The organism is Streptomyces sp. NPDC048257, assembly GCF_043201855.1.
Taxonomy (GTDB): domain Bacteria; phylum Actinomycetota; class Actinomycetes; order Streptomycetales; family Streptomycetaceae; genus Streptomyces.
The window spans coordinates 189106-215585 of record NZ_JBICZI010000008.1 but is presented as its reverse complement, the minus strand read 5'-3'; the positions used below and the strand labels follow the sequence as shown (position 1 = coordinate 215585).

At 73.2% G+C, this 26480-nt stretch carries 26 protein-coding genes and 1 other RNA gene; 13 read left to right on the top strand and 14 right to left on the bottom strand.

The features are described 5' to 3' along the window. Nucleotides 1-220 precede the first annotated feature (220 nt). The 5 genes from ACGFZK_RS19105 to ACGFZK_RS19085 all read right to left on the bottom strand — a co-directional run bounded on the left by ACGFZK_RS19105 (nucleotide 221) and on the right by ACGFZK_RS19085 (nucleotide 5013). Nucleotides 221-898, bottom strand: a complete 678-nt coding sequence (locus ACGFZK_RS19105; RefSeq protein WP_393850029.1) for a heme oxygenase (biliverdin-producing) — start codon at nucleotides 896-898, stop codon at nucleotides 221-223. Between the two features lie 99 nt (nucleotides 899-997). Next, the gene (locus ACGFZK_RS19100) at nucleotides 998-1315 is read right to left on the bottom strand and encodes a hypothetical protein (RefSeq protein WP_393850028.1); all 318 of its coding nucleotides are present in this window, start codon (nucleotides 1313-1315) and stop codon (nucleotides 998-1000) included. A gap of 71 nt (nucleotides 1316-1386) precedes the next feature. Continuing rightward, nucleotides 1387-2079 carry a PhzF family phenazine biosynthesis protein gene (locus ACGFZK_RS19095; protein WP_393850027.1) on the bottom strand — a complete coding sequence of 231 codons (693 nt, stop codon included), beginning with the start codon at nucleotides 2077-2079 and terminating at the stop codon, nucleotides 1387-1389. A 19-nt stretch (nucleotides 2080-2098) separates the two neighbouring features. Continuing rightward, a complete protein-coding gene (locus ACGFZK_RS19090) occupies nucleotides 2099-3523 on the bottom strand; it encodes an HtaA domain-containing protein (RefSeq protein ID WP_393850026.1) in 1425 nt (474 codons plus the stop codon). A gap of 50 nt (nucleotides 3524-3573) precedes the next feature. Beyond that, nucleotides 3574-5013, bottom strand: a complete 1440-nt coding sequence (locus ACGFZK_RS19085) for an HtaA domain-containing protein (RefSeq protein ID WP_393850025.1) — start codon at nucleotides 5011-5013, stop codon at nucleotides 3574-3576. Between the two features lie 163 nt (nucleotides 5014-5176). Between ACGFZK_RS19085 and ACGFZK_RS19080 the strand changes: the two genes are divergently transcribed. The 6 genes from ACGFZK_RS19080 (at nucleotide 5177) to efeU (ending at nucleotide 11809) form a co-directional block, all read left to right on the top strand. Beyond that, the gene (locus tag ACGFZK_RS19080; RefSeq protein WP_393850024.1) at nucleotides 5177-6145 is read left to right on the top strand and encodes a hemin ABC transporter substrate-binding protein; all 969 of its coding nucleotides are present in this window, start codon (nucleotides 5177-5179) and stop codon (nucleotides 6143-6145) included. A gap of 82 nt (nucleotides 6146-6227) precedes the next feature. Next, complete coding sequence (locus tag ACGFZK_RS19075; protein ID WP_393850023.1) at nucleotides 6228-7421, top strand: FecCD family ABC transporter permease; 1194 nt, start codon at nucleotides 6228-6230, stop codon at nucleotides 7419-7421. 17 nt (nucleotides 7422-7438) lie between these two features. Next, nucleotides 7439-8269 (top strand): heme ABC transporter ATP-binding protein, encoded by an 831-nt coding sequence (locus ACGFZK_RS19070; protein WP_393850082.1) that lies wholly within the window; start codon nucleotides 7439-7441, stop codon nucleotides 8267-8269. 189 nt (nucleotides 8270-8458) lie between these two features. Further along, nucleotides 8459-9610, top strand: a complete 1152-nt coding sequence (gene efeO / locus ACGFZK_RS19065; protein WP_393850022.1) for an iron uptake system protein EfeO — start codon at nucleotides 8459-8461, stop codon at nucleotides 9608-9610. Between the two features lie 35 nt (nucleotides 9611-9645). Next, on the top strand, nucleotides 9646-10926 hold the full coding sequence (efeB, locus tag ACGFZK_RS19060; protein WP_393850021.1) for an iron uptake transporter deferrochelatase/peroxidase subunit: 1281 nt from the start codon (nucleotides 9646-9648) through the stop codon (nucleotides 10924-10926). A gap of 25 nt (nucleotides 10927-10951) precedes the next feature. Further along, nucleotides 10952-11809, top strand: a complete 858-nt coding sequence (efeU, locus tag ACGFZK_RS19055; RefSeq protein ID WP_393850020.1) for an iron uptake transporter permease EfeU — start codon at nucleotides 10952-10954, stop codon at nucleotides 11807-11809. A gap of 49 nt (nucleotides 11810-11858) precedes the next feature. On the opposite strand, the gene ACGFZK_RS19050 is transcribed toward efeU, so the two are convergent. From ACGFZK_RS19050 to ACGFZK_RS19040, 3 genes are read right to left on the bottom strand one after another with little or no spacing between them, the layout of a single operon-like run. Further along, complete coding sequence (locus tag ACGFZK_RS19050; protein ID WP_393850019.1) at nucleotides 11859-12422, bottom strand: GNAT family N-acetyltransferase; 564 nt, start codon at nucleotides 12420-12422, stop codon at nucleotides 11859-11861. Continuing rightward, a complete protein-coding gene (locus ACGFZK_RS19045) occupies nucleotides 12419-13279 on the bottom strand; it encodes a PhzF family phenazine biosynthesis protein (RefSeq protein ID WP_393850018.1) in 861 nt (286 codons plus the stop codon). Before ACGFZK_RS19045 ends, ACGFZK_RS19050 begins: the two co-directional genes overlap by 4 nt. 54 nt (nucleotides 13280-13333) lie before the next feature. Next, a complete protein-coding gene (locus ACGFZK_RS19040) occupies nucleotides 13334-14095 on the bottom strand; it encodes an SDR family oxidoreductase (protein ID WP_393850017.1) in 762 nt (253 codons plus the stop codon). Between the two features lie 108 nt (nucleotides 14096-14203). Between ACGFZK_RS19040 and ACGFZK_RS19035 the strand changes: the two genes are divergently transcribed. Next, a complete protein-coding gene (locus tag ACGFZK_RS19035) occupies nucleotides 14204-15523 on the top strand; it encodes a Bcr/CflA family multidrug efflux MFS transporter (RefSeq protein WP_393850016.1) in 1320 nt (439 codons plus the stop codon). A gap of 180 nt (nucleotides 15524-15703) precedes the next feature. Next, a complete protein-coding gene (locus tag ACGFZK_RS19030) occupies nucleotides 15704-16699 on the top strand; it encodes a small ribosomal subunit Rsm22 family protein (RefSeq protein WP_393850015.1) in 996 nt (331 codons plus the stop codon). On the opposite strand, the gene ddaH is transcribed toward ACGFZK_RS19030, so the two are convergent. After that, nucleotides 16696-17523, bottom strand: coding sequence for a dimethylargininase (gene ddaH, locus ACGFZK_RS19025; protein ID WP_393850014.1), 828 nt, complete (start codon nucleotides 17521-17523; stop codon nucleotides 16696-16698). The two genes, ACGFZK_RS19030 and ddaH, sit on opposite strands and share 4 nt — an antisense overlap. A gap of 144 nt (nucleotides 17524-17667) precedes the next feature. Here ddaH and ACGFZK_RS19020 point away from each other — a divergent pair, with 144 nt between their 5' ends. Beyond that, nucleotides 17668-18279, top strand: a complete 612-nt coding sequence (locus ACGFZK_RS19020; protein WP_393850013.1) for a TetR/AcrR family transcriptional regulator — start codon at nucleotides 17668-17670, stop codon at nucleotides 18277-18279. A 170-nt stretch (nucleotides 18280-18449) separates the two neighbouring features. Further along, entirely contained in the window at nucleotides 18450-19202 is a 753-nt protein-coding gene (locus tag ACGFZK_RS19015) for a bifunctional DNA primase/polymerase (protein WP_393850012.1), read from the top strand. A gap of 172 nt (nucleotides 19203-19374) precedes the next feature. On the opposite strand, the gene yaaA is transcribed toward ACGFZK_RS19015, so the two are convergent. Next, entirely contained in the window at nucleotides 19375-20178 is an 804-nt protein-coding gene (gene yaaA, locus ACGFZK_RS19010) for a peroxide stress protein YaaA (RefSeq protein ID WP_393850011.1), read from the bottom strand. A gap of 148 nt (nucleotides 20179-20326) precedes the next feature. Here yaaA and ACGFZK_RS19005 point away from each other — a divergent pair, with 148 nt between their 5' ends. Beyond that, nucleotides 20327-21772 carry an RNB domain-containing ribonuclease gene (locus ACGFZK_RS19005; RefSeq protein ID WP_393850010.1) on the top strand — a complete coding sequence of 482 codons (1446 nt, stop codon included), beginning with the start codon at nucleotides 20327-20329 and terminating at the stop codon, nucleotides 21770-21772. Here ACGFZK_RS19005 and ACGFZK_RS19000 read toward each other — a convergent pair. After that, nucleotides 21769-22527, bottom strand: coding sequence for a hypothetical protein (locus ACGFZK_RS19000; RefSeq protein WP_393850009.1), 759 nt, complete (start codon nucleotides 22525-22527; stop codon nucleotides 21769-21771). The genes ACGFZK_RS19005 and ACGFZK_RS19000 overlap by 4 nt on opposite strands. A gap of 40 nt (nucleotides 22528-22567) precedes the next feature. On the opposite strand from ACGFZK_RS19000, the gene rnpB reads away from it, so the two are divergent. Continuing rightward, an RNA gene (gene rnpB / locus ACGFZK_RS18995) (RNase P RNA component class A) lies at nucleotides 22568-22968 on the top strand. Between the two features lie 111 nt (nucleotides 22969-23079). Then, nucleotides 23080-23436, top strand: a complete 357-nt coding sequence (locus ACGFZK_RS18990) for a hypothetical protein (RefSeq protein ID WP_393850008.1) — start codon at nucleotides 23080-23082, stop codon at nucleotides 23434-23436. An 11-nt stretch (nucleotides 23437-23447) separates the two neighbouring features. Here the strand turns inward: ACGFZK_RS18990 and ACGFZK_RS18985 are convergent, their stop codons facing one another. From ACGFZK_RS18985 to ACGFZK_RS18975, 3 genes are read right to left on the bottom strand one after another with little or no spacing between them, the layout of a single operon-like run. Next, nucleotides 23448-24758: a bifunctional RNase H/acid phosphatase gene (locus ACGFZK_RS18985; RefSeq protein ID WP_393850007.1), complete on the bottom strand. Its 1311-nt coding sequence runs from the start codon at nucleotides 24756-24758 to the stop codon at nucleotides 23448-23450. Beyond that, nucleotides 24758-25501: a zinc ribbon domain-containing protein gene (locus ACGFZK_RS18980; protein ID WP_393850081.1), complete on the bottom strand. Its 744-nt coding sequence runs from the start codon at nucleotides 25499-25501 to the stop codon at nucleotides 24758-24760. The genes ACGFZK_RS18985 and ACGFZK_RS18980 overlap by 1 nt, the downstream gene beginning before the upstream one ends. Beyond that, nucleotides 25498-26358 (bottom strand): Nif3-like dinuclear metal center hexameric protein, encoded by an 861-nt coding sequence (locus ACGFZK_RS18975; RefSeq protein WP_393850006.1) that lies wholly within the window; start codon nucleotides 26356-26358, stop codon nucleotides 25498-25500. Before ACGFZK_RS18975 ends, ACGFZK_RS18980 begins: the two co-directional genes overlap by 4 nt. Nucleotides 26359-26480: the final 122 nt, after the last annotated feature.

Here is a 26480-nt window from a genome sequence, read left to right as displayed (position 1 = left end):
ACCGGTACGGGGCCGGGGGGGGGGGGGCCGGGGCCCCCCCCCCCCCCCCCGGCCCCCCCCCCCCCCCCGCGCGGGGCCGGGGGGTCGCGCACCCCATCCCCCCCCCCCCCCCCCCCCCCCCCCCCCCCCCCCCCCCCCCCCCCCGCCGGCGGGGGGGGGGCGGGGGGCCCCCCCCCCCCCCCCCCCCCCGGCCCCGTTTCCGCAGACCTCCCCGGAGGGGCTACGCGCTGAGCGGGAACTGCTCGCCCAGCTCGCGGAAGACCGCGCCGTTGAAGTCGAAGGCGCGCTTGCACTCGTCGATGATGCGCTGCTTCTCCAGGTCGTCCGCGGCGATCGCGTCCAGCAGCTCGCGGTAGGTCCGCTTGAAGGCCGCCGGGTTGGAGATGTCCGCGAAGACGTAGAAGCGGACGCCGTCGCCCTTGCGCTCGAAGCCCCAGGTGCGCTCGGCCTTGTCGCGGATGATCTGCCCGCCGGAGAGGTCGCCCAGGTAGCGGGTGTAGTGGTGGGCCACGTACCCGCCCGGCCATTCGGCGGCGCACTGGGCGACCCGGTCGGCGTACGCGCGCGTCGAGGGCAGCGCCACGACGTTCTCGCGCCAGTCCGGGCCCAGCAGGTGCTCGAGGTCGCGCTCGATCTCGGCGACGCGCATGAGCTCGGGCTGGATGAAGGGGCCGGCCACCGCGTCGTCCTTGAGGGACTCGGCCGCGTCCTCCAGGGCCCGGTACACGAACCACAGCTGCTCGGTGTAGCGCGTGTACGCGTCCACGCCGAGCCGGCCACCCAGCAGGTCGCTCATGAAGGTCGACGTCTCGGCCTCGGTGTGCTGCTCGTGCGAGGCAACGCGGATGACCGTAGAGAAGGCGTCCAAGGCGGACCTCCAGGAAGAGGAAACGGGCATGGCGGCAATGCCGACACGCCTGATCCTCCTACTTAGGTTTGCCTAAGTCAATGAGTTCCCGACGTCATGTCGGTAAAAAAATCCCGGCCCTGCGCCCGCTCAGCCGGCGGTGAGCGCCCAGATCGTCAACAGCGCGACGAGGAGCGCGTGGGGGTAGAGGAAGGCCAGGAGGCAGCCGATGCTGCCCAGCGCGAAGCGCCTCCTGCGCTGCACGTGGGTCCGGGGCGGGATCCAGGTGAAGGCCACCATCGCCAGCGGGAGCACGTAGAACACGGCGAACCGGGGCGGGACCTGGGGCGAGTAGGAGCTCGCCTGGCCGCACCACGCGGCCACCGGGGCCAGTGCGGTGAAGAGCGCCGCCACCGGCAGCCACGGCCGCCGCTCGTCGAGGGGCCGGGGCGTCGAGGTCTTCGTCATGCCGCCATTGCACCGCGGTGGGGGCCGGCCGCGTCAGCGCCCGCCTACTCACTTCCCCCTGGACGGAATACCTAGGGGGTGTCTTGTCGATCAGGCCGGATCAGGGAAGCCGGGTGCGGGGCGAAGCGGACGCGGCCGCCGATCTCCACCGTGCCGTCCGGGCCGGGGGCGGTGAGGATCTGGGAGCCGGCGCCCTGCGTGATGTTCAGGGCGCGGTTCAGCTGGGTCGTCAGCAGCAGCGCGGCCGAACCGGTGGCCTCGTCCTCGGCGATGACCCCGTCGGGGCGCCGCGGAAAGCCGCGGGCCCGTACACGGCCCGCGGCCTCGTCCTCCCAGGCCCAGGCGTACAGCCAGCCCTCGCCGGGCGGCGGCGCCGGCAGCGCCTCGACCTCGGCGACAGATCCGTACTGCTCGGTGCGCTTGCCCTCGACCCACTCGGGGCGGGCCGTGATCCACGTGAACTCCCCGTCGTCGCGGGCCCATACGGATCCGGCGGGCGGCTGGAGCTCCCCGATGTCCAGCAACCACGCGACCCCGACCAGCGGATGCCCCGCGAAGGACATGCGCGTGCCGGGGGTGCGGATGTCGACGACCCCGCGCTCGGGGTCGTCGACGAACACCGTCTCGCTGTAGCCGAGTTCGGCGGCCAGGGCCTGCCGCGACGCGTCGTCGGGGCAGGTCCGGCCGTCGCGTACGACACCGAGCAGGTTCCCGAACCGGCCGTCACCCGCGCAGAACACCTTCAACACGTCGAGATCGTTCACGCGGGAATTCAAGCACGGCTCAGACCTGGGACGTACGGCGCCTGCGCGCGAGGTACACCACGCCCGCACCGGCCGCGATCACCACGCCGGAGGTGGTGAGCAGGGCCCCGGCCGGGATCCCGGCGCCGGTGTTCGCGAGGTTGCCGCCGACGGTGGAGGAGCCGCCGCCCACGGTGCCGCCCGTACCGCCGGTGGCGCCGCCGGTCGTACCGCCCGTGGTGCCGCCGGTTCCTCCGGTGGTGCCGCCCGTCGAGCCGCCGGTCGTGCCACCCGTCGGCGGCAGGGTGGCGTCCTTGTCGACCGCCACGGCGAAGGTGAGCGGGTCGATCGCGTCGCCCGCCTTGTACATGGAGCCGGTGGTGTCGTTGGCGAAGGCGCCCGCGCCCTCGGAGGTGAAGGCCGCCGGGACCGCGTTCAGCGCCAGGACGCCGTTCTTGGTCTTGTAGTCGGTCTTCGACAGGTCGAGCGTCGCGAAGCGCAGGCCCGTCTTGGTGCCGGAGCCGTTCTTGACGTCCACGTAGAGGGTGCCGGTCTTGCCGGTGGCCTCGACGCGGGGGCTGCCGAAGGTCATGTCGATGCCGTGGGCGGCGTACTGGAAGCGGAGGTTGCCCTCGAAGGAGGCGTTCAGCTCCTGCTTCTTGACGTCGAGGTAGCCCTTGCCGAAGGCGAAGTCGTAAGTGTCGCCGTTCTTGGCGGCGCCGCCGGCCGGGGTGATCGAGCCCGCGCTCAGCACGTACGTGCGGAAGGACTCCTTCACGCCCCACGTCAGCTTGCCGCTGAGCACCTTCTGCGTGTCGTCGGCCGGGGGCGTCGGGTTCTTGGTGGTGTCGGACGGGGTCGGCTCCGGGGCCGGCTTCTCGAACTCCAGCTTCGCGTTGAGCGGGTCGCCCGGCTTGTCCTTGTAGCCCGGGGAACCGAGCACGTCCGCGGCCTCCGGGGTGAGCGTGGTCGCCAGGTTGGTCATCGACTGGCCGGCGAAGGCCACGGTGGCCATGGGCACGTCCTGGGTGGTCGTACCGCCCTTGGTGACGTCCGCGGTCAGCTTCTTGGTGCCGGTGTCCATGCGGATGTCCGAGAGCTTGACCTCGAAGCCGTGGCCGGTCGGCGGGGCGGGCGAGGAGAAGGTGACGCTGCCCTTGAAGGCCGCCTTCACCACGTGCCCGTTGGCCGGCTCGTACGCACCGGTCGGCTCGACGAAGTGCAGGGTGCCGTCCTCGTTCTGCTGGGCGCCGTCCGCGACGGTGATGGCGCCCTTGGCCATGCCGGTCACGTAGGCGCGGTAGCTCGCGAGCACGCCCCAGTCGAGGGAACCGCCGATGATCTTCATCGGTTCGGTGGGCGGGCCGCCCGCGGCGGTGGCGGGCAGGGCGAAGGCGGTGGCGCCGAGCGCTGCGGCGGTCAGGACTGCGGCCGCGAGGGAGATCGGACGTCGGATGGACGACATGGCTGGGAACTCCTGGAGGAACAGAGGAGGGGGAGGGACGGGGAGGGTGCCTACTGCGGTGCGTCGGTGGGCGCGTCCGCGGGGCCGGTGCCTGCGGGGCCGGAGCCGGCGGCCGAGGTGCGGTCCGTACGCCGCTTGCGTACGGCCAGGAAGGCGCCGCCGCCGGCCAGGATCAGGACGGCCACGGCGAGGGCGACGTAGAGCCCGGTGTTCGAGGACTCGGCGGCCTTCGCGGCGGAAGCGGGCTCGGCGGAGGGCGACGCGGCCGCGGGGGCGGGCGAGGCCGTCGAGCCCAGGTCGGGCAGGGCGGGAAGCTGTGCGGTGGAGTCCAGGGCGACGGCGAGCGAGACGGGGTCCATCTCGGTGCCGGCCTTGTACATGGAGTTGAAGGCCTGGGAGCCGCCCTCGGTCAGGGTGGCCGGGGCTTCGGTCAGGGTGGCCAGCTTGCCCTCGGTCTTCAGGCCCTTGGCGTCGAACTCGACCAGCGGGACGGCGTTCTTCGTCGCGCCGCCGGTCGTGACGTCCGCGGACAGGACGCCCTTGCCGTTCTCCACCTTGACGCTCATCTTGCCGAGCGTGAGGTCCAGGTGGGCACCGGTGAACTGGACGGTACCGGCGAAGGCCGCGTCAAGAGTGCCCTTCGCGCCGTCGAACGAGCCCCTGCCCCGGGGGAACCGGAAGAGCGCGCCGCCGTCCTGGGCGCCCTCGGCGAGGGTCCACTTGCCCTGGCCGATCGAGCCGGTGACGTACTCGCGGAAGGTGCGGCGCACGCCCCAGTCGACGGCGGCGTCGGCGAAGGCGCCCTGCGCCTGCGGGGTCTCGGCGGTGGCGCTCGGCTGCGCCGTCGCCGACTGCGAGGGCTCGGCGGCCGGGGCGGCCTTGACGTCGGCGGAGAGCGAGACGGGGTCGAGCCGGGTGCCGGCGCCGTAGTAGCCGGCGAAGGCCTCGGCGCCCTCGCCGGTGAGGGTGGCCGGGATGTTGGCGAGGGTCAGCGGGCCGGCGCCGCCCTTCATGTTGACACCGCCGACGCCGAGGGAGGCGAAGGGGACCTGCGACTGGCTGGTGACCGCGCCGCTGTCCTTGGCCTTGCTGGAGACGTCCACGTACAGGGTGCCCTTGCCGCCGCTGATCTTGACGGTCGGGCGGCTGATGGTCATGTCCAGCTCGTGGACACCGTCGGGCTTCTGGTGCCCCTGGAAGGTCACCCCGCCCGAGTAGGAGGCCTCGAAGGCTCCGGAGTCCGGGTTGTAGGAGCCGCTCGCGGAGTGGAAGCGAAAGAGGCTGCCGCCCACCGTGGCGGCGCCGCTCTTCAGCTTGAAACCGCCTTTCGCGACAGGACCCGTGACATAACTCTGGAAGGACGATTTGATGCCCCAGTCGAGCCGACCCCCCTGTACGGTGCCCGCCTGGGCGGCGGTCGCCGGGAGCAGGGCCCCCAGCAGGGCCGCCAACAGGACGACGGCGAACGTACGGACGGGTCTCGTGGGCATGAATGCCCCCTCCAAAGGTCTAGCAAGCAAGGTTAGGCTAACCTAAGCTAACCACGGCCGGATGAACACCCCCCGGTCTCCAGAACCTCAGTCGGACGACCAGGACGGTGCCTTCGTGCCTACGCCCGCCGCGTCACACCGCTTTCCCCGTCTCGCCGTTGCCATGGCAGCACTGGCACTCGCGTTGACGGCCTGCGGAGGTACGGCCACCACCCCGGGCTCATCGGCCCCCAGCGCAGCCGCGGTCCCGGACCGGGTGGAACCAATCGCTCCGGCGCCACAGCCCGCCCTGCCGGTCACCGTGCCCTCGGTCGACGGCGCCCAGGTCACGATCACCTCCGCGGACCGCGTCGTCCCGCTGAGCGGCAGCCTCAACGAGATCGTCCACACGCTGGGCCTCGGCAAGCAGGTCGTCGCCCGGGACATCACGGCCACCTTCGAACAGGCCGCCCAGCTGCCGGTGGTGACACGTGGACACGACGTCTCCGCCGAGAGCGTGCTCTCGCTGCGCCCGACGCTGGTGCTCGCCGAGACCGCCAGCGGTCCCGGAGAAGCGATTCAGCAGATCCGCGACGCCGGCATCCCGGTCCTGGTCATCGCCCCCGCCAAGGGGCTGGACGACGTCCCGAAGCGGATCGACGCGGTGGCCGCCGCGCTCGGCGTCAAGGACGCCGGCATGCAGCTGAACCAGCGCACCGCCGACCGGATCGACACCGTCCGCAAGGACATCCCGGCCGCCTCCGGCAAGAAGCCCCGGGTGGCCTTCCTCTACCTGCGCGGCACCGCCTCCGTCTACCTGCTGGGCGGTTCGGACTCCGGCGCCGCCTCACTGCTGGAGGCGGCCGGCGCGGTGGACACCGGCAAGGAGTCCGGACTGGGCAAGGACTTCACCCCGATCACCAGCGAGGCCCTCGCGGCCGCCGCCCCCGACGCGATCCTCGTCATGTCCAAGGGCCTCGAATCGGTCGGCGGCGTCGACGGCCTGGTGAAGATCCCGGGCGTCGCCCAGACCCCGGCCGGCATGGACCGCCGGGTGGTCACGGTCGACGACGGCGTCCTCCTCAACTACGGCCCGCGCACCGACCAGGTCCTCAGCTCCCTGGTCACCCAGCTGTACGGCAAGGGCGCCTGAGATGACCCTGTACGACCCGGAAGCCAAAGACCTGGCCGGTAACGCGGCAGGGCCATCGACCGGTTCCGACGGGGCCGGGTGCGTGTCGGGGCGATCCCCGCAGGGCGCCGAACGCACCGCCGCCGCACCCTCCGACCCCTCGTCAGATTCGGCGTCCGAGGAGACGCCCCGGCGCGCGCCCGGCCCCGGCGGAACCACCCCCGGCCCCGCCGAGCCCGCCCCGGCCGCCCCGGCGAAGCCAAGGCCCCGCAGCCGCAAGCCCGCACTGCTCACCGTCGCCCTCGTCGCGGCCCTGGCCGTCCTCGCCCTCGTCTCCGCCGGAACCGGCGCCTACCGCATCCCCCTCGGCGACGTCCTCGCCTCCGTCCAGCACCACCTCGGCCTCGGCGGCGCCCCCCTCGACCGCGTCGGCGAGAGCGTGCTCTGGAACGTCCGCCTGCCCCGCGTCGTGCTCGCCCTGCTCGTCGGCGCCGGCCTCGGCTGCGCCGGCGCGCTCATGCAGGGCGTCTTCGGCAACCCCCTCGCCGAGCCCGGCGTCATCGGCATCTCGGCCGGCGCCGCCGTCGGCGCGGTCGCCGCCATCGGCCTCGGCCTCAGCTTCTTCGGCAACTGGACGATCACCGTCTGCGCGTTCGTCGCGGGCCTGATCACCGTCAGCTCGGTCTACCTCCTCTCCCGCAACGGCGGGAAGACGGAGGTCGTCACCCTCATACTCACCGGCATCGCCGTCAACGCCTTCGCCGGCGCCCTCATCGGCCTGTTCGTCTTCTTCGCGGACAGCGGCCAGGTCAACCAGATCACCTTCTGGCAGCTCGGCTCACTCGCCCAGGCCACCTGGCCCAAGGTCCTCGCCGTCCTGCCCTGCGCCCTCGCCGGCCTGCTCGTCGCCCCGTTCTACGCCCGCCGCCTCGACCTGCTCGCACTCGGCGAACGCCCCGCCCGCCACCTGGGCATCGACGTCGAACGGCTGCGCCTCGCCCTCATCCTGGTCGTCGCACTGCTCACCGCCGCCGCCGTCGCCGTGGCCGGCGTCATCACCTTCATCGGCCTGCTCGTCCCGCACCTGCTGCGCATGGCCAACGGCCCCGGCCACCGGTTCCTGGTCCCCGGCAGCGCCCTCGCCGGCGCCGTGGTCCTGATCGCGGGCGACCTGGCCGCCCGGACCCTCGCCCAGCCCGCCGAGCTGCCGCTCGGCGTACTGACCGCCCTGCTCGGCAGCCCGTTCTTCTTCTGGCTGCTGCGCCGCACCCGCCGCAAGCAAGGAGGCTGGGCGTGACCAGCAGGCTGACGGGGCTGCTCACCCGCACACGAAGGACCGTCCCGGCCCGCCCCGCCCGCGGCGACGCCGTCGCCGAGGCCGTGGGCCTGCACGTCCGGCTCGGACAGCGTGAGGTCCTCGCCGGTATCGACATGACCGCCCGGGCCGGCGAGGTGCTGGCACTGGTCGGCCCCAACGGAGCGGGCAAGTCCACCCTGCTGGGCGCGCTCGCCGCCGATCTGCCCGCCGCCTCCGGGGTGATCCGGATCGACGGCCGCCCGCTGGGCGACTGGAGCGCCCCGGACCTGGCGCTGCGCCGCTCCGTACTCCCCCAGTCGGCCGCGCTGTCCTTCCCCTTCCCGGTGGAGGACGTCGTACGGATGGGCCGCGCGCCCTGGGCCGGCACCCCCCTCGCCGAGGCCGACGACGAGGCGGTGGCCGTGGCCATGGCCGCCACCGAGGTCACCGACTTCGCCGCGCGCCCCTTCTCCGCCCTGTCCGGCGGCGAGCGGGCCCGGGTCGCGCTGGCCCGCGTACTGGCCCAGCGAGCCCCGCTGCTGCTGCTCGACGAGCCCACCGCCGCCCTCGACCTGCGCCACCAGGAGCTCGTGCTGCGCATCTGCCGGGAGCGGGCCGCGGCCGGAGACGCGGTCGTCGTCGTCCTGCACGACCTGGGACTGGCCGCCGCCTATGCGGACCGCGCCGCAGTCCTGCACGACGGGCGGATCGCCGTGGCCGGTCCGCCGGCCGAGGTGTTCGACGGCGAGCTGCTGAGCCGGGTCTACCGGCAGCCGGTGGAGGTCCTCCCGCACCCGCGCACCGGGGCTCCGCTGGTAATCCCCGTACGGCCCGGCCATCCGGCTTGACCTCCGCTTGACCATGCCATGGGCCTCTCGTGGAGGGCCCGTGACAGGGCCGTGTCCGGAGCGAACAGCTATGAGCTGAATCACGGTACGCGGGCGTATGGGTGAGGTAAGCCTCGGTTAAGTTAGGTCCGCCTCGTCGGCCTCTCCCTCCTCGGGACGGCCCCTTCGCCCGACGCCAGGAGCCTCCATATGCGCCCCGCTCGCCTCACCGTCATCGCCGCAGCCTCCGTGGCGGCCGCTCTGACCGCTGTCACCGGCTGCTCCCAGAAGAGCGACGCGGGCAGCGACGACGTGATCAAGGTGGCGGCGTCCGACAGCGCCTGCGAGGTGTCGAAGACGGAGTTCCCCTCCGGCAAGGTGCAGATCGACGTCGAGAACAAGGGCTCCAAGGTCACCGAGGTCTACGTCCTGTTCCCGGACGCCCGCATCGTGACGGAGCGCGAGAACATCGGCCCCGGCACCAAGGCCTCGATCACCGCCGAGATCAAGGCGGGCGACTACGAGATCGTCTGCAAGCCCGGCATGAAGGGCGACGGCATCGCCCAGAAGGTCAAGGCCACCGGCCAGGGCGGCGGGGAGAAGCGCAGCCCGGAGATGGACGCCGCGGTCGCCGCCTACCGCGCGTACGTGGTCGCGCAGGCCGAGGAGACCCTCCCCAAGGCGCAGGCCTTCGCGGACGCGGTCAAGGCGGGCGACGTCGAGGGTGCGAAGAAGCTCTACGCGGGCTCGCGCATCGGCTGGGAGCGCACCGAGCCGGTCGCGGAGTCCTTCGGTGACATCGACCCGAAGGTCGACGTCCGTGAGGACGGCCTGGAGGCCGGCCAGGACCTGGAGAAGGACTGGACGGGCTGGCACCGACTGGAGAAGGCCCTGTGGGTGGACGCCAAGATCGGTGACCGGGAGAAGGAACTCGCGGACACCCTGATCGCGGACCTGACCGACTGGCAGAAGAAGGTCGGTCAGGCGGAGATCACCCCGACCTCGATCGCCAACGGCGCCAAGGAGCTCCTGGACGAGGTCGCCACCGGCAAGGTCACCGGCGAGGAGGAGCGCTACTCGCACACCGACCTGGTCGACTTCAAGGCCAACGTCGAGGGTGCGCAGAAGGCGTACGAGCTGCTCAAGCCGATCGCCGCGAAGAACGACCCGGAGCTGACCAAGCAGCTGGACACCCAGTTCGCGGCTCTGACCGTGCTGCTGGACAAGTACCGCGCGGACAAGGCGACCTACGAGTTCACCTCGTACGACAAGGTTGCCGAGCCGGAGCGCAAGGAGCTCTCGGACGGCGTGAACGCGCTGGCCGAGCCGCTCTCGAAGCTCGCCGCCGCGGTCACCAAGTAGAGAACGACGAGGGCAGGCGGAGGCGGGAGAAGGCGATGACGGAGTCGGAGTCGGCTGCGCAACAGCCCCAGCAGGCGGATGGCGCCGGAATTGCACCTTCGCGGCGTGCGGTGCTGGGCTGGGGCGGGGCCGGGTTCGCGCTCGGTGCCGCCGCGGCCGGCGGCGCGGTCGCGGCGTTCGGCAGCGACCCGGACATGGTGTCGGCGGCGTCCACCGGCGCGGCGGTGCCCTTCCACGGGGAGCACCAGGCCGGCATCGCCACCGCCGTGCAGGACCGCCTGCACTTCGCGGCCTTCGACGTGAAGACGAAGGACCGCGCGGAGCTGGTCAAGCTCCTCAAGGAGTGGACCGCGGCGGCCCGGCTGATGACGGCCGGTCTGCCGGTCGGCGAGGGCGGCTTCGGGGGCCTGCCCGAGGCCCCGCCGGACGACACGGGCGAGGCCCTGGGCCTCAAGGCCTCCCGGCTGACCCTGACCATCGGCTTCGGACCGGGCCTGTTCGCCAAGGACCGGTTCGGGCTGGAGGGCAAGCGGCCCGACGCCCTGGTGGACCTGGAGCTGTTCCCCGGCGACAACCTCGACCCGGCCCGCTCCGGCGGTGACCTGTGCGTCCAGGCCTGCGCGGACGACCCGCAGGTCGCCGTCCACGCGATCCGCCAGCTGGCCCGGATCGGCTTCGGCCGGACCGCCATGCGCTGGTCGCAGCTGGGCTTCGGCAAGACCTCGTCCACCACCCCGGACCAGCAGACCCCGCGCAACATGATGGGCTTCAAGGACGGCACCCGGAACATCGCCGGGACCGACAAGGCCGCCCTCGACAAGCACGTGTGGGTCGGCGCGGGCGACGGCAGCGACTGGCTGACGGGTGGCTCCTACCTGGTGGCCCGCCGCATCCGGATGAACATCGAGACCTGGGACCGCACCCCGCTCCAGGAGCAGGAGGACATCTTCGGCCGCGACAAGGGCGAAGGCGCCCCGGTCGGCAAGTCCAAGGAGCGCGACGAGCCGTTCCTGAAGGCGATGAAGCCCGAGGCCCACGTCCGCCTCGCGCACCCGGACACCAACAACGGTGCGACGATCCTGCGCCGCGGATACTCCTTCACCGACGGCACGGACGGTCTGGGCCGCCTGGACGCGGGGCTGTTCTTCCTCGCCTACCAGCGCGACGTACGCAAGGGCTTCGTCCCGATCCAGCGCAACCTGGCCAAGTCCGACGTCCTCAACGAATACATCCAGCACGTGGGTTCGGCCGTCTTCGCCGTCCCGCCGGGCGTCCGCGACAAGGACGACTGGTGGGGCCGGACGCTGTTCGCGTAGTCCCCGCCGGAGAGGAACAACCGCCGTGTTCGGCAACTATCTGATCGGCCTGCGCGAAGGGCTGGAAGCCAGCCTGGTCGTCTGCATCCTCGTCGCCTACCTGGTGAAGACCGAGCGGCGGGACGCCCTGCGCCCCGTGTGGCTGGGCATCGCGATCGCCTGCGCGCTCTCCCTCGCCTTCGGCGCGATGCTCGAATTCGGCACCCAAGAGCTCACCTTCGAGGCGCAGGAGCTGCTCGGCGGCACCCTGTCGATCATCTCGGTGGGTCTGGTGACGTGGATGGTCTTCTGGATGAAGCGCACCGCCCGCCACCTCAAGAGCGAGCTGCAGGGCAGGCTCGACACGGCGCTGGCCATGGGCACCGGGGCGCTGGTCGCCACCGCGTTCCTGGCCGTCGGCCGGGAGGGCCTGGAGACGGCGCTGTTCGTGTGGGCGTCGGTACGGGCCAGTGGCGAGGGTTCCTCGGCGCCGCTGATCGGTGTGCTGCTGGGCATCGCCACGGCGGTCGTGCTCGGGTACCTCTTCTACCGGGGCGCCCTGAAGATCAACCTGGCGAAGTTCTTCCGGTGGACCGGCGCGATGCTGGTGGTCGTCGCCGCCGGCGTGCTCGCGTACGGGGTCCACGACCTCCAGGAGGCCCGCTTCCTGGGCGGCCTGGGCAACAAGGCCTTCGACATCAGCGAGACGGTCCCGCCGGACAGCTGGTACGGGACCCTGCTCAAGGGCGTCTTCAACTTCCAGGCGGACCCCACCGTCCTCCAGCTCACCGTGTGGCTGCTGTACCTGGTCCCCGTGCTGACGCTGTTCCTCGTCGACCGCGGCCGCCCCGCGGGCGCGCAGAAGGCGCACACCGCGGACTCGGGCTCCACGCCCGCCCACTGACGACGGCGGCAGGCGACTCACAGGCTGTGGTGAAGGGCTCGCGGGCCCCTCACCACAGCCTGTCGGTGTTTCCGGGGTGGAGCGGGACGCGGACGCCCGTGAAGGCGGCGCGGTCCCGGCCCGGGGCGTCCGTGAAGAACGCCGCCGCCACCACCTTGTCGAAGCCCGGGGCGTCGGTGGCCAGTGGATCCTCCGGGGTCCCGCCCACCAGCACCGTGCCGGGCAGCACCGCGAAGCCGGCCGCCTCGTAGAACGGCGCCAGGGGCCGGTCGCAGCTGAACAGCGCCAGGTCGACGGCCGGGTCCGCCGCCAGCTCGGCGCGGGCCGCCGCGACCAGCCGGCCGCCGAGTCCGCGGCCGCGCAGCTCCGTCCGGGTGACCACGGAGCTGAGTCCGGCGGCCCGGTACGTGCGGCCCGCGAGCGGGATCGGCTTGTGCAGCAGCGACAGCGCGGCGGCCACCGTCCCGTTCCCGTCCACGAGCAGCATCGTCCGCGGGTGGAGCGCCGGGTCGTGGCCCGGCGTGACCCCCGGCCAGGCGGCCGCCTCCAGGGCGGCGACCTGGCGGGCGGACGCCGCCGGCACCTCGGCCTCGCGGCAGGTCAGGACCTTCACGGGATCCGGACCCCCGCGCCGCCGACCCGCACCCGCGGGTCGCCCTCGCGCAGTTCCACGGTGAGCACGCCGGGGCGGCCCATGTCCGCGCCCTGGTGGAGGGTGAGCACGGCGTCCGCCGGGACCAGGCCGAACTCACGGGCGTACGCGCCGAAGGCGGCCGCCGCGGCTCCCGTGGCGGGGTCCTCGACCACGCCGCCCACCGGGAAGGGGTCCCGTACGTTGAACTCCGCCGGGCCCGCCCGGTGCACCAGCTGGACCGTGGTGAGGTCCAGGCGCCGCATCAGGGCCTCCAGCCGGGCGAAGTCGTAGGCGAGGTCCGCGAGCCGGGCCCGGGTGCGGGCGCCGAGCACCAGGTGCCGGGCTCCGGCGTAGGCGAGGGCGGGCGGGAGGGCCGGGTCGAGGTCGGCCTCGGGCCAGTCCAGCGCGGCCAGCGCTTCGGCGAGGTCCTCCGCACCGATCTCCTCGGTGTGCGGCTCGACGCTGGTGAGCGTGGCCCGCAGCTGCCCGTCCTCGGAGGTGACGGACACCGGTACGGTCCCCGCACGGGTGGCGAACAGGAGCTCCCCGGGCCCGATCCGCTCGGCCAGCGCGACGGCGGTGGCGACGGTCGCGTGCCCGCAGAAGGGGACCTCCGCCTTCGGGCTGAAGTAGCGCACGGTGAAGGACCGGCCCTCCGCACCGCCGAACCCCTCGGGGGGTGCGGTCAGGAAGGCCGTCTCGCTGTAGCCGAGCCCGGCGGCGATCTCCAGCATGGCGTGCTCGTCCAGTGCGGCGGCGTCGAGCACGACCCCGGCGGGATTGCCGCCCTCCGGGTCGTGGGAGAAGGCGGTGTAGCGCAGAACTTCGGTCGTCATGACCGGCTCAACCGCGGCCGCCCGAAGGCCATTCCCGCGCCCGGTCCCCCGCCGTCAGCCGCGGCCGACGTACGGCATGGCCGTCGCCATCACCGTCGCGAACTGCACGTTCGCCTCCAGCGGCAGCTCGGCCATGTGCAGGACCGTGCGGGCCACGTCGGCGGCGTCCATCACCGGCTCGACGGCCAGCTGCCCGTTGGCCTGGAGGATGCCGGTCTGCATCCGCTCGGTCATCTCGGTCGCCGCGTTGCCGATGTCGATCTGGCCGCAGGCGATCCGGTACGGCCGCCCGTCCAGCGACAGGGACTTGGTCAGGCCCGTCATCGCGTGCTTGGTCGCGGTGTAGGCGATGGAGTGGGGGCGCGGCACGTGCGCGGAGATGGAGCCGTTGTTGATGATGCGGCCGCCCTGCGGGTCCTGCTGCTTCATCTGCCGGAAGGCGGCCTGCGCGCACAGGAAGGCGCCGGTCAGGTTGACGTCGACGACCGAGCGCCAGGCCTCGTAGCCGATGTCCTCCAGCGGGACGCCGCCCGGCCCGAAGGTGCCCGCGTTGTTGAAGAGCAGATCGAGGCGCCCGTACCGCGCGCGGACCGACTCGAACAGCCGATTCACGTCGTCCGGGTCGCTCACGTCGGCCCGTACGCACAGCACGTCGGCGCCGTCGCCGGCCGCCTTGGCGGTCTCCTCGAGCGGCTCGGTCCGGCGGCCGGCCACCGCCACGCCCCAGCCGGCCGCGGCCAGGGTCAGGGCCACCGAGCGGCCGATTCCGGATCCTGCCCCGGTCACCACCGCGATCTTCTTCGTACGTTCGTCCATGGGGCCGCAGGGTACGTCACACGGCGCCCCGGTCCCCGGACGTTCCGATTGCTGAGAGCATGGGTCGCTCAGGGGTGCGTAGATCAGATGAGAAGACTGGAGTTCCGCATGTCGGAGAGAGGCCCCGCGACGGCCGCCTCGCACGACTCGTCGCCCGATTCGCCCTCTGCCCCCACCACCACGGTGTCCCTGACGGCCGCACGCCGCACAAGCCTTCTGGTCACCTTCATACTCGGCGGGCTGACCGCCCTCCCCCCGCTGTCCATGGACATGTACCTGCCGGCCCTGCCGCAGGTCACCGATGCCCTGAACAGCCCTGCCGCGACCATCCAGCTCACCCTCACCGCCTGCCTCGCCGGCATGGCCCTGGGTCAGCTCGTCATCGGCCCGATGAGCGACAAGTGGGGCCGCCGCCGGCCCCTGCTCATCGGCATGGTCGTCTACGTCCTGGCGACCGCGATCTGCGCCCTCGCCCCGACCGCCGAGCTGCTGATCTCCTTCCGGTTGCTGCAGGGCCTGGCCGGCGCGTCCGCGATCGTCATCGCACGGGCCGTCGTACGCGACCTGTACGACGGCGACGAGATGGCCCGCTTCTTCTCCACCCTGATGCTCATATCCGGGGCCGCCCCGATCATCGCCCCGCTGATCGGCGGCCAGGTGCTCCGCTTCGCCGACTGGCGCGGGGTCTTCGTCGTCCTCACCGTCGTCGGCGCGGTGCTCACCCTGATGGTCTGGCGCGGCCTCGGGGAGACCCTGCCGCCCGAACGGCGGCACACCGGCGGCGTCGGCTCGGCCCTGCGGACCATGCGCGAGCTGCTGGGCGACCGCGTCTTCGCCGGCTACACCCTGACCGGCGGCTTCGCCTTCGCCGCGCTCTTCTCCTACATCTCCGCCTCGCCCTTCGTGATCCAGGAGATCTACGGGGCCTCGCCCCAGGCCTTCTCCCTGCTCTTCGGGCTCAACTCGGTCGGCCTGATCATCGTCGGCCAGGTCAACGGCAAGCTGCTGGTGGGCCGGGTCAGTCTCGACAAGTGCCTGGCCGTCGGGCTCGCGGTCGTCACGGCCGCCTCGGTGGCCCTGCTGCTGATGTCGACCGGGGTGTTCGGGAAGGTCGGGCTGACCCCGATCGCCGCCGCCCTGTTCGTGCTGATGTCGGCGATGGGCGTGGTCCTGCCGAACACCAACGCGCAGGCCCTGATGCGCACCCCGCACGCGGCCGGATCGGCCTCCGCGCTGCTGGGCACCACCTCGTTCCTGGTCGGCGCGATCGCCTCACCGCTGGTCGGCATCGCGGGCGAGGACACGGCGGTTCCGATGGCCCTGGTCCAACTGGCCTGCGCCCTCCTCGCCCTCACCGCCTTCCTCGCCCTGTGCCGCCCGTGGCAGAACCACACCAGCCCCGCCTCTTCCAGCCCCGCCGGCGCTTGAGGCACGCTCTTCCAGCCCCGCCGGCGCTTGAGGCGCGCTCTTCCAGCCCCGCCGGCGTTTGAGGCGCGGGGTCTGGGGCGGAGCCCCAGGTCGGGGCGCAGCCCGGCTGCTCGGCTCTGCCCCCGCCCCCGCCCCCGGGCAGGGGCCGGGGCCGACCCCGCGGCGGCATAAACTTCGCAGGTGAACGCCTCCGCCCCCACCACCGCCGAAACCCTCCGCAGCACGCTCGGCAGACTCCTCGACGGCCTCCCCCCGAAGCAGGCCTCCGCCGCCGTCGAGCGGCTCATCGCCAGCTACCGGGGGCAGACCCCGACCGACGCGCCCGTGCTCCGCGACCGCTCCGACGTGGCGGCGTACGCGGCGTACCGGATGCCGGCCACCTTCGAGGCCGTCCGGGGCGCCCTCGACGGCCTGGCCGAGGCCGCGCCCGACTGGGCTCCGGGCTCGCACGTGGACGTGGGCGGCGGCACGGGCGCCGCGACCTGGGCGGTGGACGCCACCTGGGACGGCCCGCGGGAGACCACGGTGCTGGACTGGGCGGAGCCCGCGCTGGCCCTCGGCCGGGAGCTGGCGGCGGCCTCCACCTCGGAGGTGCTCCGCGCCGCGGCCTGGCGGCGGGCGGTCATCGGCTCGGCGCTGAGCCTCCCCGAGGCCGACCTGGTGACCGTGTCCTACGTACTCGGCGAGCTGACCGCGCAGGCCCGCCAGGCCGTCGTCGCCGAGGCGGCACGCGCCGGCCAGGCGGTGGTGCTGATCGAGCCGGGCACGCCGGAGGGGTACCTGCGCATCCGCGAGGCCCGTGACCAGCTGATCGAGGCGGGGCTGCGGATCGCCGCCCCGTGCCCGCACGACGGGACCTGCCCGATCGAGGTCGGCCAGGACTGGTGCCACTTCTCGGCGCGGGTCAGCCGGTCCTCCCTGCACCGCCAGGTGAAGGGAGGCTCGCTCCCGTACGAGGACGAGAAGTTCAGCTACGTCGCCGCGACCCGCTTCCCGACGGAGCCGGCCGCCTCCCGGATCACGCGGAGGCCGCAGATCCGGAAGGGGCTCGTCCTGCTGGAGCTGTGCGGCCCCGAGGAAGAGGGCCTGACCCGGGTCAATGTGACCAAGCGCCAGGGTGACCTCTACAAGGCCGCACGGGACGCCGACTGGGGCCAGGCCTGGCCCCCCGCCTAGGCCGGGCCGCCTAGGCCGGGCCGCAGCTCCTGCGTGCAGCACTTCACGCTGCCGCCGCCCTTGAGCAGCTCGCCCAGGTCCATCGGGACCGGTTCGAACCCCCGGTCCCGCAGCGGCGCCAGCAGTCCGGTCGCCGCCTGCGGGAGCAGGACGTGCAGGCCGTCGGAGACCGCGTTCAGGCCGAGGGCGGCCGCGTCCCGGCCGTCGGCGATCAGGGCGTCCGGGAAGAGCCGCCTGAGCACTCCCTGGCTGCCGGGCGAGAAGGCGTCCGGGTAGTACATGATCTCGTCGCCGTCGAGGACGCTGAGCGCCGTGTCCAGGTGGTAGTAGCGCGGGTCCACCAGGTCGAGGCCGATGACCGGGCGGCCGAAGAACTCCTGGGCCTCGTCGTGCGAGAGCGGGCTGGAGCGGAAGCCGCGGCCGGCCAGGATGTAGCCGGCGGTGACCGCGAAGTCCCCCTCGCCCTCGTTGACGTGGGACGGCTCGTGGATGTCGGAGTAGCCGTTGCCACGGAACCAGTCGAGGTGGATCTCGGCCTCGGCGGCCCGTTCCGGGTAGGCGAACCGGGCCCCGAGGACCCGGCCGTCGACGACGAGGGCGCCGTTCGCCGCGAAGACCATGTCCGGCAGCGCGGGATCGGGTTCGAGGGTTTCGACGGTGTGGCCGAGGGCGCGGTAGCGGTCCCTCAGGTCTTCCCACTGGGCCAGTGCGAGGGGCAGGTCCACCGGTTTCGTGGGATCCATCCACGGATTGATGGAGTACGTGACCTTGAAGTGTGCGGGTGGGCACATCAGGTAGCGCCGGGGTGTGGCGTCTCTGCGCAAAGAAGGCTCCTCACGACTTCCACGACTCGGGACGAGTGCTGGAGAGAATCGTCTCTCCTCCACCCGAACAGCACAGTGAACTGATCGGGTGGTTTAAGCAAACCTATGGAAAGACGAGACGTCTCGCTTTGATAGTTTCGGGCCATGCCCAAGACCCCTGACGCCACCCGCCGCAGCGACCGCTCCCGGCGGGCCATCCTCGACGCCGCGCTCGCCCTCGTCGGGGAGGTCGGCTACAACAAGCTGACCATCGAGGCCATCGCCGCCCGCGCGGGCGTCGGCAAGCAGACCATCTACCGCTGGTGGCCGTCGAAGGCCGCCGTCCTCCTCGACGCCTCGCTCGCCCTCGCCGGGGACGCGGAGACGGAGGCCGAGTGGACCGGCTTCCCCGACTCCGGGGATCTCGCGGCCGACCTGAAGCACGTACTGCGGGCGACCGTCGACGAGTTCAACGACGAGAAGTACGACGCCCCCGCGCGCGCCCTGACCGCGGCCGGGGCCACCGACCCCGAACTCGGCGCCCGTTTCACCGAGCAGCTGCTGGAGCCGCAGCTCGCCCTGTACGAGGCGCGGTTGCACGCCGCCCGGGAGGCCGGCCAGCTCGCACCGGACACGGACCTGCGGCTGACGGTGGAGATGCTGCTGGGGCCGCTGACCTACCGCTGGCTGCTGCGCACCGCTCCCCTGACGCACGCTTACACCGACGCGCTCGTGGACGGGGTACTGGGCGGGGTGGCCAACGTCACCGACCGCTAGCGGGGAGCCATCCGAAGACCGGCCGAGAACATTTGGCCTGATCGCGTGGTTATGTCGGGGTTTCCGGTCACGCATCTCCGACCCCCCGGTCGTCAAGAGCGGTCACCCAGGGCTCAGGATGGTGGGACGATGGGTTGGTCCGCCGGGGATACGGTGAGGTGAGGGGATAGATGGGGTCTGAGTCCGGCCGCGTCAAACGCGGCGAGCAGAGCAGGATTTCCCAGTGGCTGCGCCGGCGGCAGAAACCCATCGCCGAGGACCTCGGAGCCGAGCGCGAGGCGCTCCTCCTGGCCGTCGCCGCCGCGGGCCTGCCGCTCGCCCCCGCCGCCCATCCCGCCGGATACCGATGTTCGTGCGACCGGATCGGCTGTCCGACCCCCGCACGGCACCCCCTCTCCTTCGCCTGGCAGACCCAGTCGACCACCGACCGCGCACAGGTCGAACGCTGGGCGCGCAACCAGCCCCAGGCCAACTTCATCACCGCGACCGGCATGGTCCACGACGTGCTCGACGTCCCGCTGGAGGCCGGCACGGGCGCGCTGGCCCGCCTGCTCGAGGCCGGGATCGAGGTCGGCCCCGTCGCCGAATCGAGCGGCACCGGCGAACAGGCCCGGATGCTCTTCTTCACCGCCACCCGCGGCACCCCCGAGGACGAGGACGAGTGGTGGCCGTGCGAACTGGACTGCCACCCCGAGACGATGGACGAACACCCGGGCCTGCGCTGGCACTGCCGCGGCAGCTACGTCCTGGTCCCGCCGGCGGCCCTGTCCGGTGACCAGGCGGTGACCTGGCTCCGCGGCATGGAACATCCCCTCCCGGACCCGCTCACGCTCCTGGAGACCCTGACGGACGCCTGCGCCGCGTACGCGGACACCACGGACCGCACCCCGGCCACGGTCGCCTGGCCCCTGGGCCGCGGCTGAAGCCGTGCACCCCGCCGGCGCGGGATCTCCAGCCCCGCCGGCGCGGGATCTCCAGCCCCGCCGGCGTTTGACGCGCGAGGTCCGGCGCAGCGCCCCGGATCCTCCAGCCCCGCCGGCGTTTGAGGCGCAGGGGTCCGGGGGCAGCGCCCCCGGCAACGGCGCCGCGCCCGGCTCAGTGGTGGATCTGCGTCACGACCACGTCGAGCGACCAGGCCTTCGCCGCCTTGCCGGGGGCCTCGGCCTCGACCACGTACCCCAGGTCCCGCAGCGCCGTGACCAGCTCGGCGGGCGAAGCCGGGAAGGCGTCCGCCACCAGCAGGTCCCGCACCAGCCGCCCCTTCGTCGCCTTGTTGAAGTGGCTCACCACCGACCGCTTCTCCACCCCGTCCACCCTCTGCGAGTGCAGCACCCGGACGGTCGCGGTCCGCCCCGCCACCTCCCCCTTCGGCTTCCACGCGGTCCCGTACGCCGCCGACCGCAGGTCCAGCACCAGCCCGTCCCCGGCCGCCTCCGGCATGACCTCCGCCATCGGCCCCCGCCAGTACGCGCCGAGCGCGCCCAGCCCGGGCAGCTTCACCCCCATCGAGCAGCGGTACGAGGGGATCGCGTCGGTGATCCGCACCGCGCCCCACAGCCCCGAGAAGACGAGCAGCGCGTCCTCGGCCGACGCCCGCGCCGCCGCGGGCAGGTCGGCCAGGCCCAGCGCGTCGTAGAGCACGCCGGTGTAGATCTCGCCCGCCGGGCGGGCGCCCGCCGTGCGCAGCTCCACGTTCTTGGCGACCTCGCCGCGCAGGCCCTCGCTCAGGCCCAGCACCTCGCGCGCCTTCGGCTCGTCCGCCGCGCACAGCTCGACCAGTTCCTCCAGCACCGCCGCACGGGCCGGGGCCAGACCGGGCAGCGACAGCGCCTCCGGCTTCAGGGGTGCGCCGGAGCCGCCGGCGGCCTTTCCTTCGGACGGCGGCAGCAGCACGAGCACGGTGGATCTCCTTCAGTACGACGTCGCAGGGGGTGCGGCCCCCGAGCCAGGGTAGACGCCCGCCGCCCCCCGCTCGCCGTGCCGTCCGGGTGCCCGTCCGGGTGCCCGTCCGGGTGCCGTCCGGGCCCGTCACCCCTAGGCTCGACGCATGCCACGCCGTCAGATGCACATGACCGGCGCAGACGGGGCTGCTCTGCGGGCCGCTCTGCGCGAACTGCGGACGAAGCTGGAGGTGCCCGAGGCGTTCCCGGAGGCGGTCCTCGCGGAGGCCGAGCAGGCGGCGGCGCACCCCCGGCTCCCGGATGTCGACAGCACGGACATCCCCTTCTTCACCATCGACCCGCCCGCCTCCGTCGACCTCGACCAGGCCATGCACCTGGCGAAGCGTTCCGGCGGCGGTGGCTACCGGGTCCACTACGCCATCGCCGACGTCGCCGCCTTCGTCACCCCCGGCGGCCCGCTCGACGCCGAGGCCCACCGCCGGGTGACCACCCTCTACTTCCCCGACGGGAAGGTCCCGCTGCACCCCGCCGTCCTCTCGGAGGGCGCGGCCAGCCTGCTGCCGGACCAGATCCGCCCCGCGCTGGTGTGGCGGTTCGACCTGGACCCCGACGCCCGGGTCGAGACCGTGGACGTGCGCCGCGCGCTGATCCGCAGCCGGGCCAGACTCGACTACGACGGCGTCCAGAAGGCCATCGACACCGGCACGGCGGAGGAGCCGCTCGCCCTCCTGAAGGACGTCGGCCGGCTCCGTGAGGCCCTGGAGCAGGAGCGCGGCGGGATCTCCCTCAACGTGCCCGAGCAGGAGGTCGTCGAGCGCGGCGGCACGTACTCCCTGGCCTACCGCGCCCCGCTGCCCGCCGACGGCTGGAACGCGCAGCTCTCCCTGATGACCGGCATGGCCGCGGCCGATCTGATGCTGGCCACCGGCACGGGCATCCTGCGGACGCTGCCCAGCGCCCCCGACGGCGCGGTCGGCAGACTCCGGCGGTCGGCGAAGGCCCTGCGGATCGACTGGCCGCACCACGTCCCGTACGCCGAACTCGTGCGCTCGCTCGACCCGCACCGCCCCGCCCACGCCGCCTTCCTCCAGGAATGCACGGCCCTGCTGCGCGGCGCGGGCTACACCGCCTTCACCGACGGCGAGACCCCCGACCTGGCCATCCATTCCGCGGTGGCGGCCCCGTACACGCACTGCACGGCGCCGCTGCGCCGGCTCGTCGACCGGTACGGCGGGGAGCTGTGCGTGGCAGCGGCGGCCGGGACCGAGCCGCCGGAGTGGGCGGTGGCGGCGCTCCCCGCGCTCCCGGACGAGATGGCGCAGGGCATGCGGCTGGCGAACACGGTGGAACGGGAGTGCGTGGACCTCGTCGAGGCCGCCGTGCTGAGGGACCGCGTCGGGGAGACCTTCGAGGCGACGGTCATCGACGTCAAGGAACGGGAGCCGCGTGTCGGCACGGTGCACCTGGAGGACCCGGCGGTGGTCGGCCGGGTCGAGTCCGCCACCCTGGAGCTGCCCCTGGGCGACCGGATCCGGGTCCGGCTGGCGGCGGCCGACCCGGGCACCTCGAAGATCCTGTTCGCACCGGTCTAAGAGGGCGCGGGCCAAGAGGGGGCGGGCTGCCGGCGCAGGGCGGTGACCAGCGCGCGCGGGTCGTCCGCGTGGAAGCGGATGGTCCGCGCCTCGCCGGTGGCGCCGAGCGGCCGGGTGAAGGTCAGGGGCCGGTTCAGCTCGACGGTGACGGAGGTCTGGCTGCCGACGATGAGGTCGAGCACCCCGACCTCGGACAGCGTGACCAGCCGGCCCTCGGGGTAGCGGCGGTCCACGCGGGCCGAGGCCACCGCGTCCGGCGGCACGGCGAGGTCGAAGAGGACCCCGTAGCGGATCTGCAGGGGCCCGTCGGGACGGACGACGTGCGGCCGGGTCACGCATGCGGCGTGCAGCGCGAGGAAGAACAGGACCCCGTACACGTCCAGCACGAGCACCACCCGGTGCACCGCCGGCCACGGGATGAGCACGGCCAGGCCGACGGTCTCGATCACCGACACGAAGAGCATCCCGTACATCATGGCCGTCTGCGGTCCGGTGTACGCGGCGGCGAGGTCCCCGGGGCGCACCCCGTGCCTTCCGCGTACGGCCCACCGGCCGAGGGCGGCGGTGGCGCGCAGCTCGTGCAGCACCAGGCGCCTGAGCTGCACCGGGACCACGGCCCGGACAGCCGCCCGCCCGGCGGCCCGCCGCCCGGCGCCGCGGGCCCGCCCGGCGGCGTAGAGGCCGTACAGGACCCGGGCCTCCAGTCTCCGATCCGCATGCCCCCAGTAGAAACCCTGCCGTTGCGTCAAGGTCAAGCCGCTACGGGACAGCCGGTAACATGGTCGCCACGGCAGACGAGTCGGCCGGGCGGCCGCGTCGGGATCCTGGATCCCGCCGAGGAACGTCCGGGCTCCACAGGGCAGGGTGGTGGCTAACGGCCACCCGGGGTGACCCGCGGGACAGTGCCACAGAAAACAGACCGCCTGGGGCTTCGGCCCCCGGTAAGGGTGAAACGGTGGTGTAAGAGACCACCAGCGCCTGAGGCGACTCAGGCGGCTAGGTAAACCCCACCCGGAGCAAGGTCAAGAGGATCCGTCCCCGGACGGGTCTGCGCGAACGCTCGAGGGCTGCCCGCCCGAGTTCGCGGGTAGACCGCACGAGGCCGGTGGCAACACCGGTCCTAGATGGATGGCCGTCTCCCCGGCGACCGCGAGGTCCCCGGGCGACAGAACCCGGCGTACAGGCCGGCTCGTCTGCCGCTTCCACTCCCGTTCGGGGTGCCGCCGAAGATCCCGGCGGCCGCCCCGGTCGCGGCAGCCTGAGCGAACGCCCCTCGGAGGGCCACGTCATGGGGCACGCTCACCCTCATGACCGAAAACCCCACTGCCGCCGAAACCGCCGCGACCGCCGCCGCCCACATACGCAAGCTCGCCGAAGCGACCGCCGACCTGCGCGGCGGCTGCGCGAGCCCCGCGGAGACCGCCGCCGTGACGGGGAGCCTGCTCGCCCTCGCCCGTCACCTCGACGACGCGTTGCAGCATCTGGAGCGCCACGTGCGACGGATCGAGAACGGCGCCTGGGCCGCCCCGGACGGAGGACAGCCGCACTCTCACACGCGGCAGGCGGACCACGCCGTCCAGTCCGCCCGGGCCGAGGCGCGGAACATGGCCCGCGCCCTCGCCCGGGCGGTGGAAGCCCTCGGCCACCTCAAGCCCCCGCCCTGACGCGGCGCGGCCTAACGCAGGTGGGACGTGTCGTTCAGGAGACGGAGCGAGGCGTTGCCGTCCGCGTAGTAGGCCACCGCCGAGAGGGAGGCCGCGGAGAGTTCCATGCGGAACAGGGCTTCCGGCGGGGCGCCCAGGGCCAGGCGGACCAGGATCTTGACCGGGGTCACATGGGTGACCAGCAGGGCCGTGCGGCCGGCGTGGGCCGACAGCAGGCGGTCGCGGGTCGCCGAGATCCGGCGGGTGGCGGACATGAAGCTCTCGCCGCCGCCCGTGGGGGCCGCCTTCGGGGAGTCCAGCCAGGCCTGGAGGTCGTCCGGGAAGCGCTGCTGCACCTCGGCGAAGGTCAGGCCCTCCCACGCCCCGAAGTCCACCTCGCGCAGGCCTTCCTCGACCGTCACGGTGAGGCCGAGGCGGTCCGCGACCGCCTGGGCGGTCTCGCGGCAGCGGCGCAGCGGGGAGCTGATGACCGTCTGGATCGTGCCGCGGGCGGCCAGTGCCTCGGCCACGGCGGCGGCCTGGCGGCGGCCGGCCGCGGACAGTTCGGGGTCGCTGCCGCCGCTGCCGGAGAAGCGCTTCTGCGGGGTGAGGGCGGTCTCGCCGTGCCGCAGCAGCACGAAGGTCGCGGGGGCGCCCAGGTCCGGGCCCCAGCCGGTACCGGTCGCCACCGCCGGGGCGTCGGAGTCCAGGCAGGGCTCGATCGCGTCCGCCAGGGCCTCGGCGTCGGCGAACAGCGTGCCGGCGAGCTCCGGGGCCGCCGCGGCCGGGGCTCCGGAGGCCGCGGCCAGGGCCGCGCGGACGGCCGCGGCCCCCTTCGCCGCATCCCCGGGCGGGCCCGGCGGCGGGGTGGCCAGGGCGCGCGCCGCGCCGTGGTCGAGGGCCGCCGTGGAGGACGACGGCTCCCACTGCCTGCCGCGCTTGCCCGCGTCCATCGCCTCGTTCGCGAGCCGGTCCGCGTGCTTGTTCCGCTCGCGCGGGATCCACTCGTACGTCACCTGGGCGCGCGGCAGGATCCGCGCGGCCTCGGCCGCGAGCGGTTTCATGTCCGGGTGCTTGATCTTCCAGCGGCCCGACATCTGCTCGACGACCAGCTTCGAGTCCATCCGGACCAGGACCTGCGCGTCGGAGGCCAGTTCACGGGCCGCCGCGAGCCCGGCGATCAGGCCCTTGTACTCGGCCACGTTGTTCGTCGCGACGCCGATGTACTCGGCACGCTCGGCCAGCGTCTCGCCCGTCGCCGGGTCGAGCACCACCGCGCCGTAGCCGGCGGGCCCCGGGTTGCCCCGGGAACCTCCGTCCGCCTCCACGACAAACTGTGGCATCAGATGCCCGAGTCGGCCGTACGGACCAGGATGCGGCCGCAGTTCTCGTGACGTACGACCTGGTCGCGGGCCGCGGCCTTGATCTCGTTGACCTCGGCCATGTCGAGCTCCAGCCGGCAGCCCTCGCAGCGGCGCTGGTACAGGCGCGCGGCGCCGACCCCGCCCTGCTTGACGCGGATCTTCTCGTACAGCGCCATCAGGTCGCCCGGCATGGACGTGACGATGACCTCGCGGTCCTTGGTGATCTTCGCGGCCTCAGCGTCGATCTCGGCGGTGGCCGCGTCACGGCGCGCGGTGGCGTCCGTGACCTTGGCCTCCAGGGCGGAGACGCGCTCGGTGAGCTCGGTGACGCGCTCCTGCGCACCCTCCAGGCGCTCCATGACCTCCAGGACCACGTCCTCCAGGTCACCCTGGCGCTTGGCGAGGGAGACGACCTCGCTCTGCAGGTTCGCCAGGTCCCGGGCCGAGACGCCCACGCCCGAGTCGAGCCGCTGCTGGTCGCGGACGGCGCGCTGGCGCACCTGGTCCACGTCCTGCTCCGCCTTGGTCTGCTCGCGCGCGGTGTCGCTCGCCTGGGTCTGGGCGGCGACGAGCAGGTCGCGCTGCTGCGCCAGGTCCTTGGTGAGCGAGTCGAGCTCGGCGTGCTCGGGCAGCGACTTGCGCTTGTGGGCGAGCTGAGACAGCCGGACGTCCAGCGCCTGGACGTCGAGAAGTCGGATCTGGTCGGCGGGCTCGGCGTTCAGTTGGGGGCTCCAGAGATAGAAGGGGGTGTGACGGACGGCGCGTGGGCCGTCCACGGGTCGGTGACCGTGCGCGAGACGTGGGTGCGAAGACCCCAGCCGTGGCGCTCGGAGATCGCGTCGAGCTGCGCGGCGGCCTGTGCGCACCAGGGCCACTCGGTGGCCCAGTGGGCGGCGTCGACGAGGGCGAGCGGGCGGCTCTGCTCGCGGGCCTCGGACACCGGGTGGTGGCGCAGGTCCGCGGTCAGGAAGACGTCCACGCCGGCGGCGCGGACCTGCTCGAAGAGGCTGTCGCCGGAGCCGCCGCTGACGGCGACGCGGTGGACCGGCATGTCCGGGTCGCCGGCCACGCGGATGCCCTGGGCGGTCGGCGGCAGCCAGGCCGCGGCGCGCGCGGCGAACTCGCGCAGGGTCTCGGGGTGGTCCAGTTCGCAGATCCGGCCCAGGCCCCGGCGGCCTTCCGGGTCGCTCGGGTCGGGCACGAGCGGTCCGGTGATCCGCAGGTCCAGGGCGCCGGCGAGGGCGTCGGAGACGCCGGGGTCGGCGGTGTCGGCGTTGGTGTGGGCGACGTGCAGCGCGATGTCGTTCTTGATCAGCGTGTGCACGACGCGGCCCTTGAAGGTGCCGGCCTCGACGGTGGTGGTGCCCCGCAGGTAGAGGGGGTGGTGGGTGATGATCAGGTCGGCGCCCAGTTTGACCGCCTCGTCGGCGATCTCCTGGACGGGGTCCACGGCGAACAGGACCCGGGTGACCTCGGCGTCGGGGTCGCCGCAGACGGTCCCGACGGCGTCCCACTGCTCGGCCCGCGAGGGGGGCCAGAGAGCGTCCAGCGCGGCGATGACTTCAGAGAGACGGGGCACGGGCCAAGGCTACCGTCCGGGGCGAGCGTCCCGGTCAGCGCCGTCCGGCACCGCGGGTGAGGGGGCCCTCACTGCGTCTCACCCCATACGCCCCGATATCGCACAGCACAATCGCCCCGCCC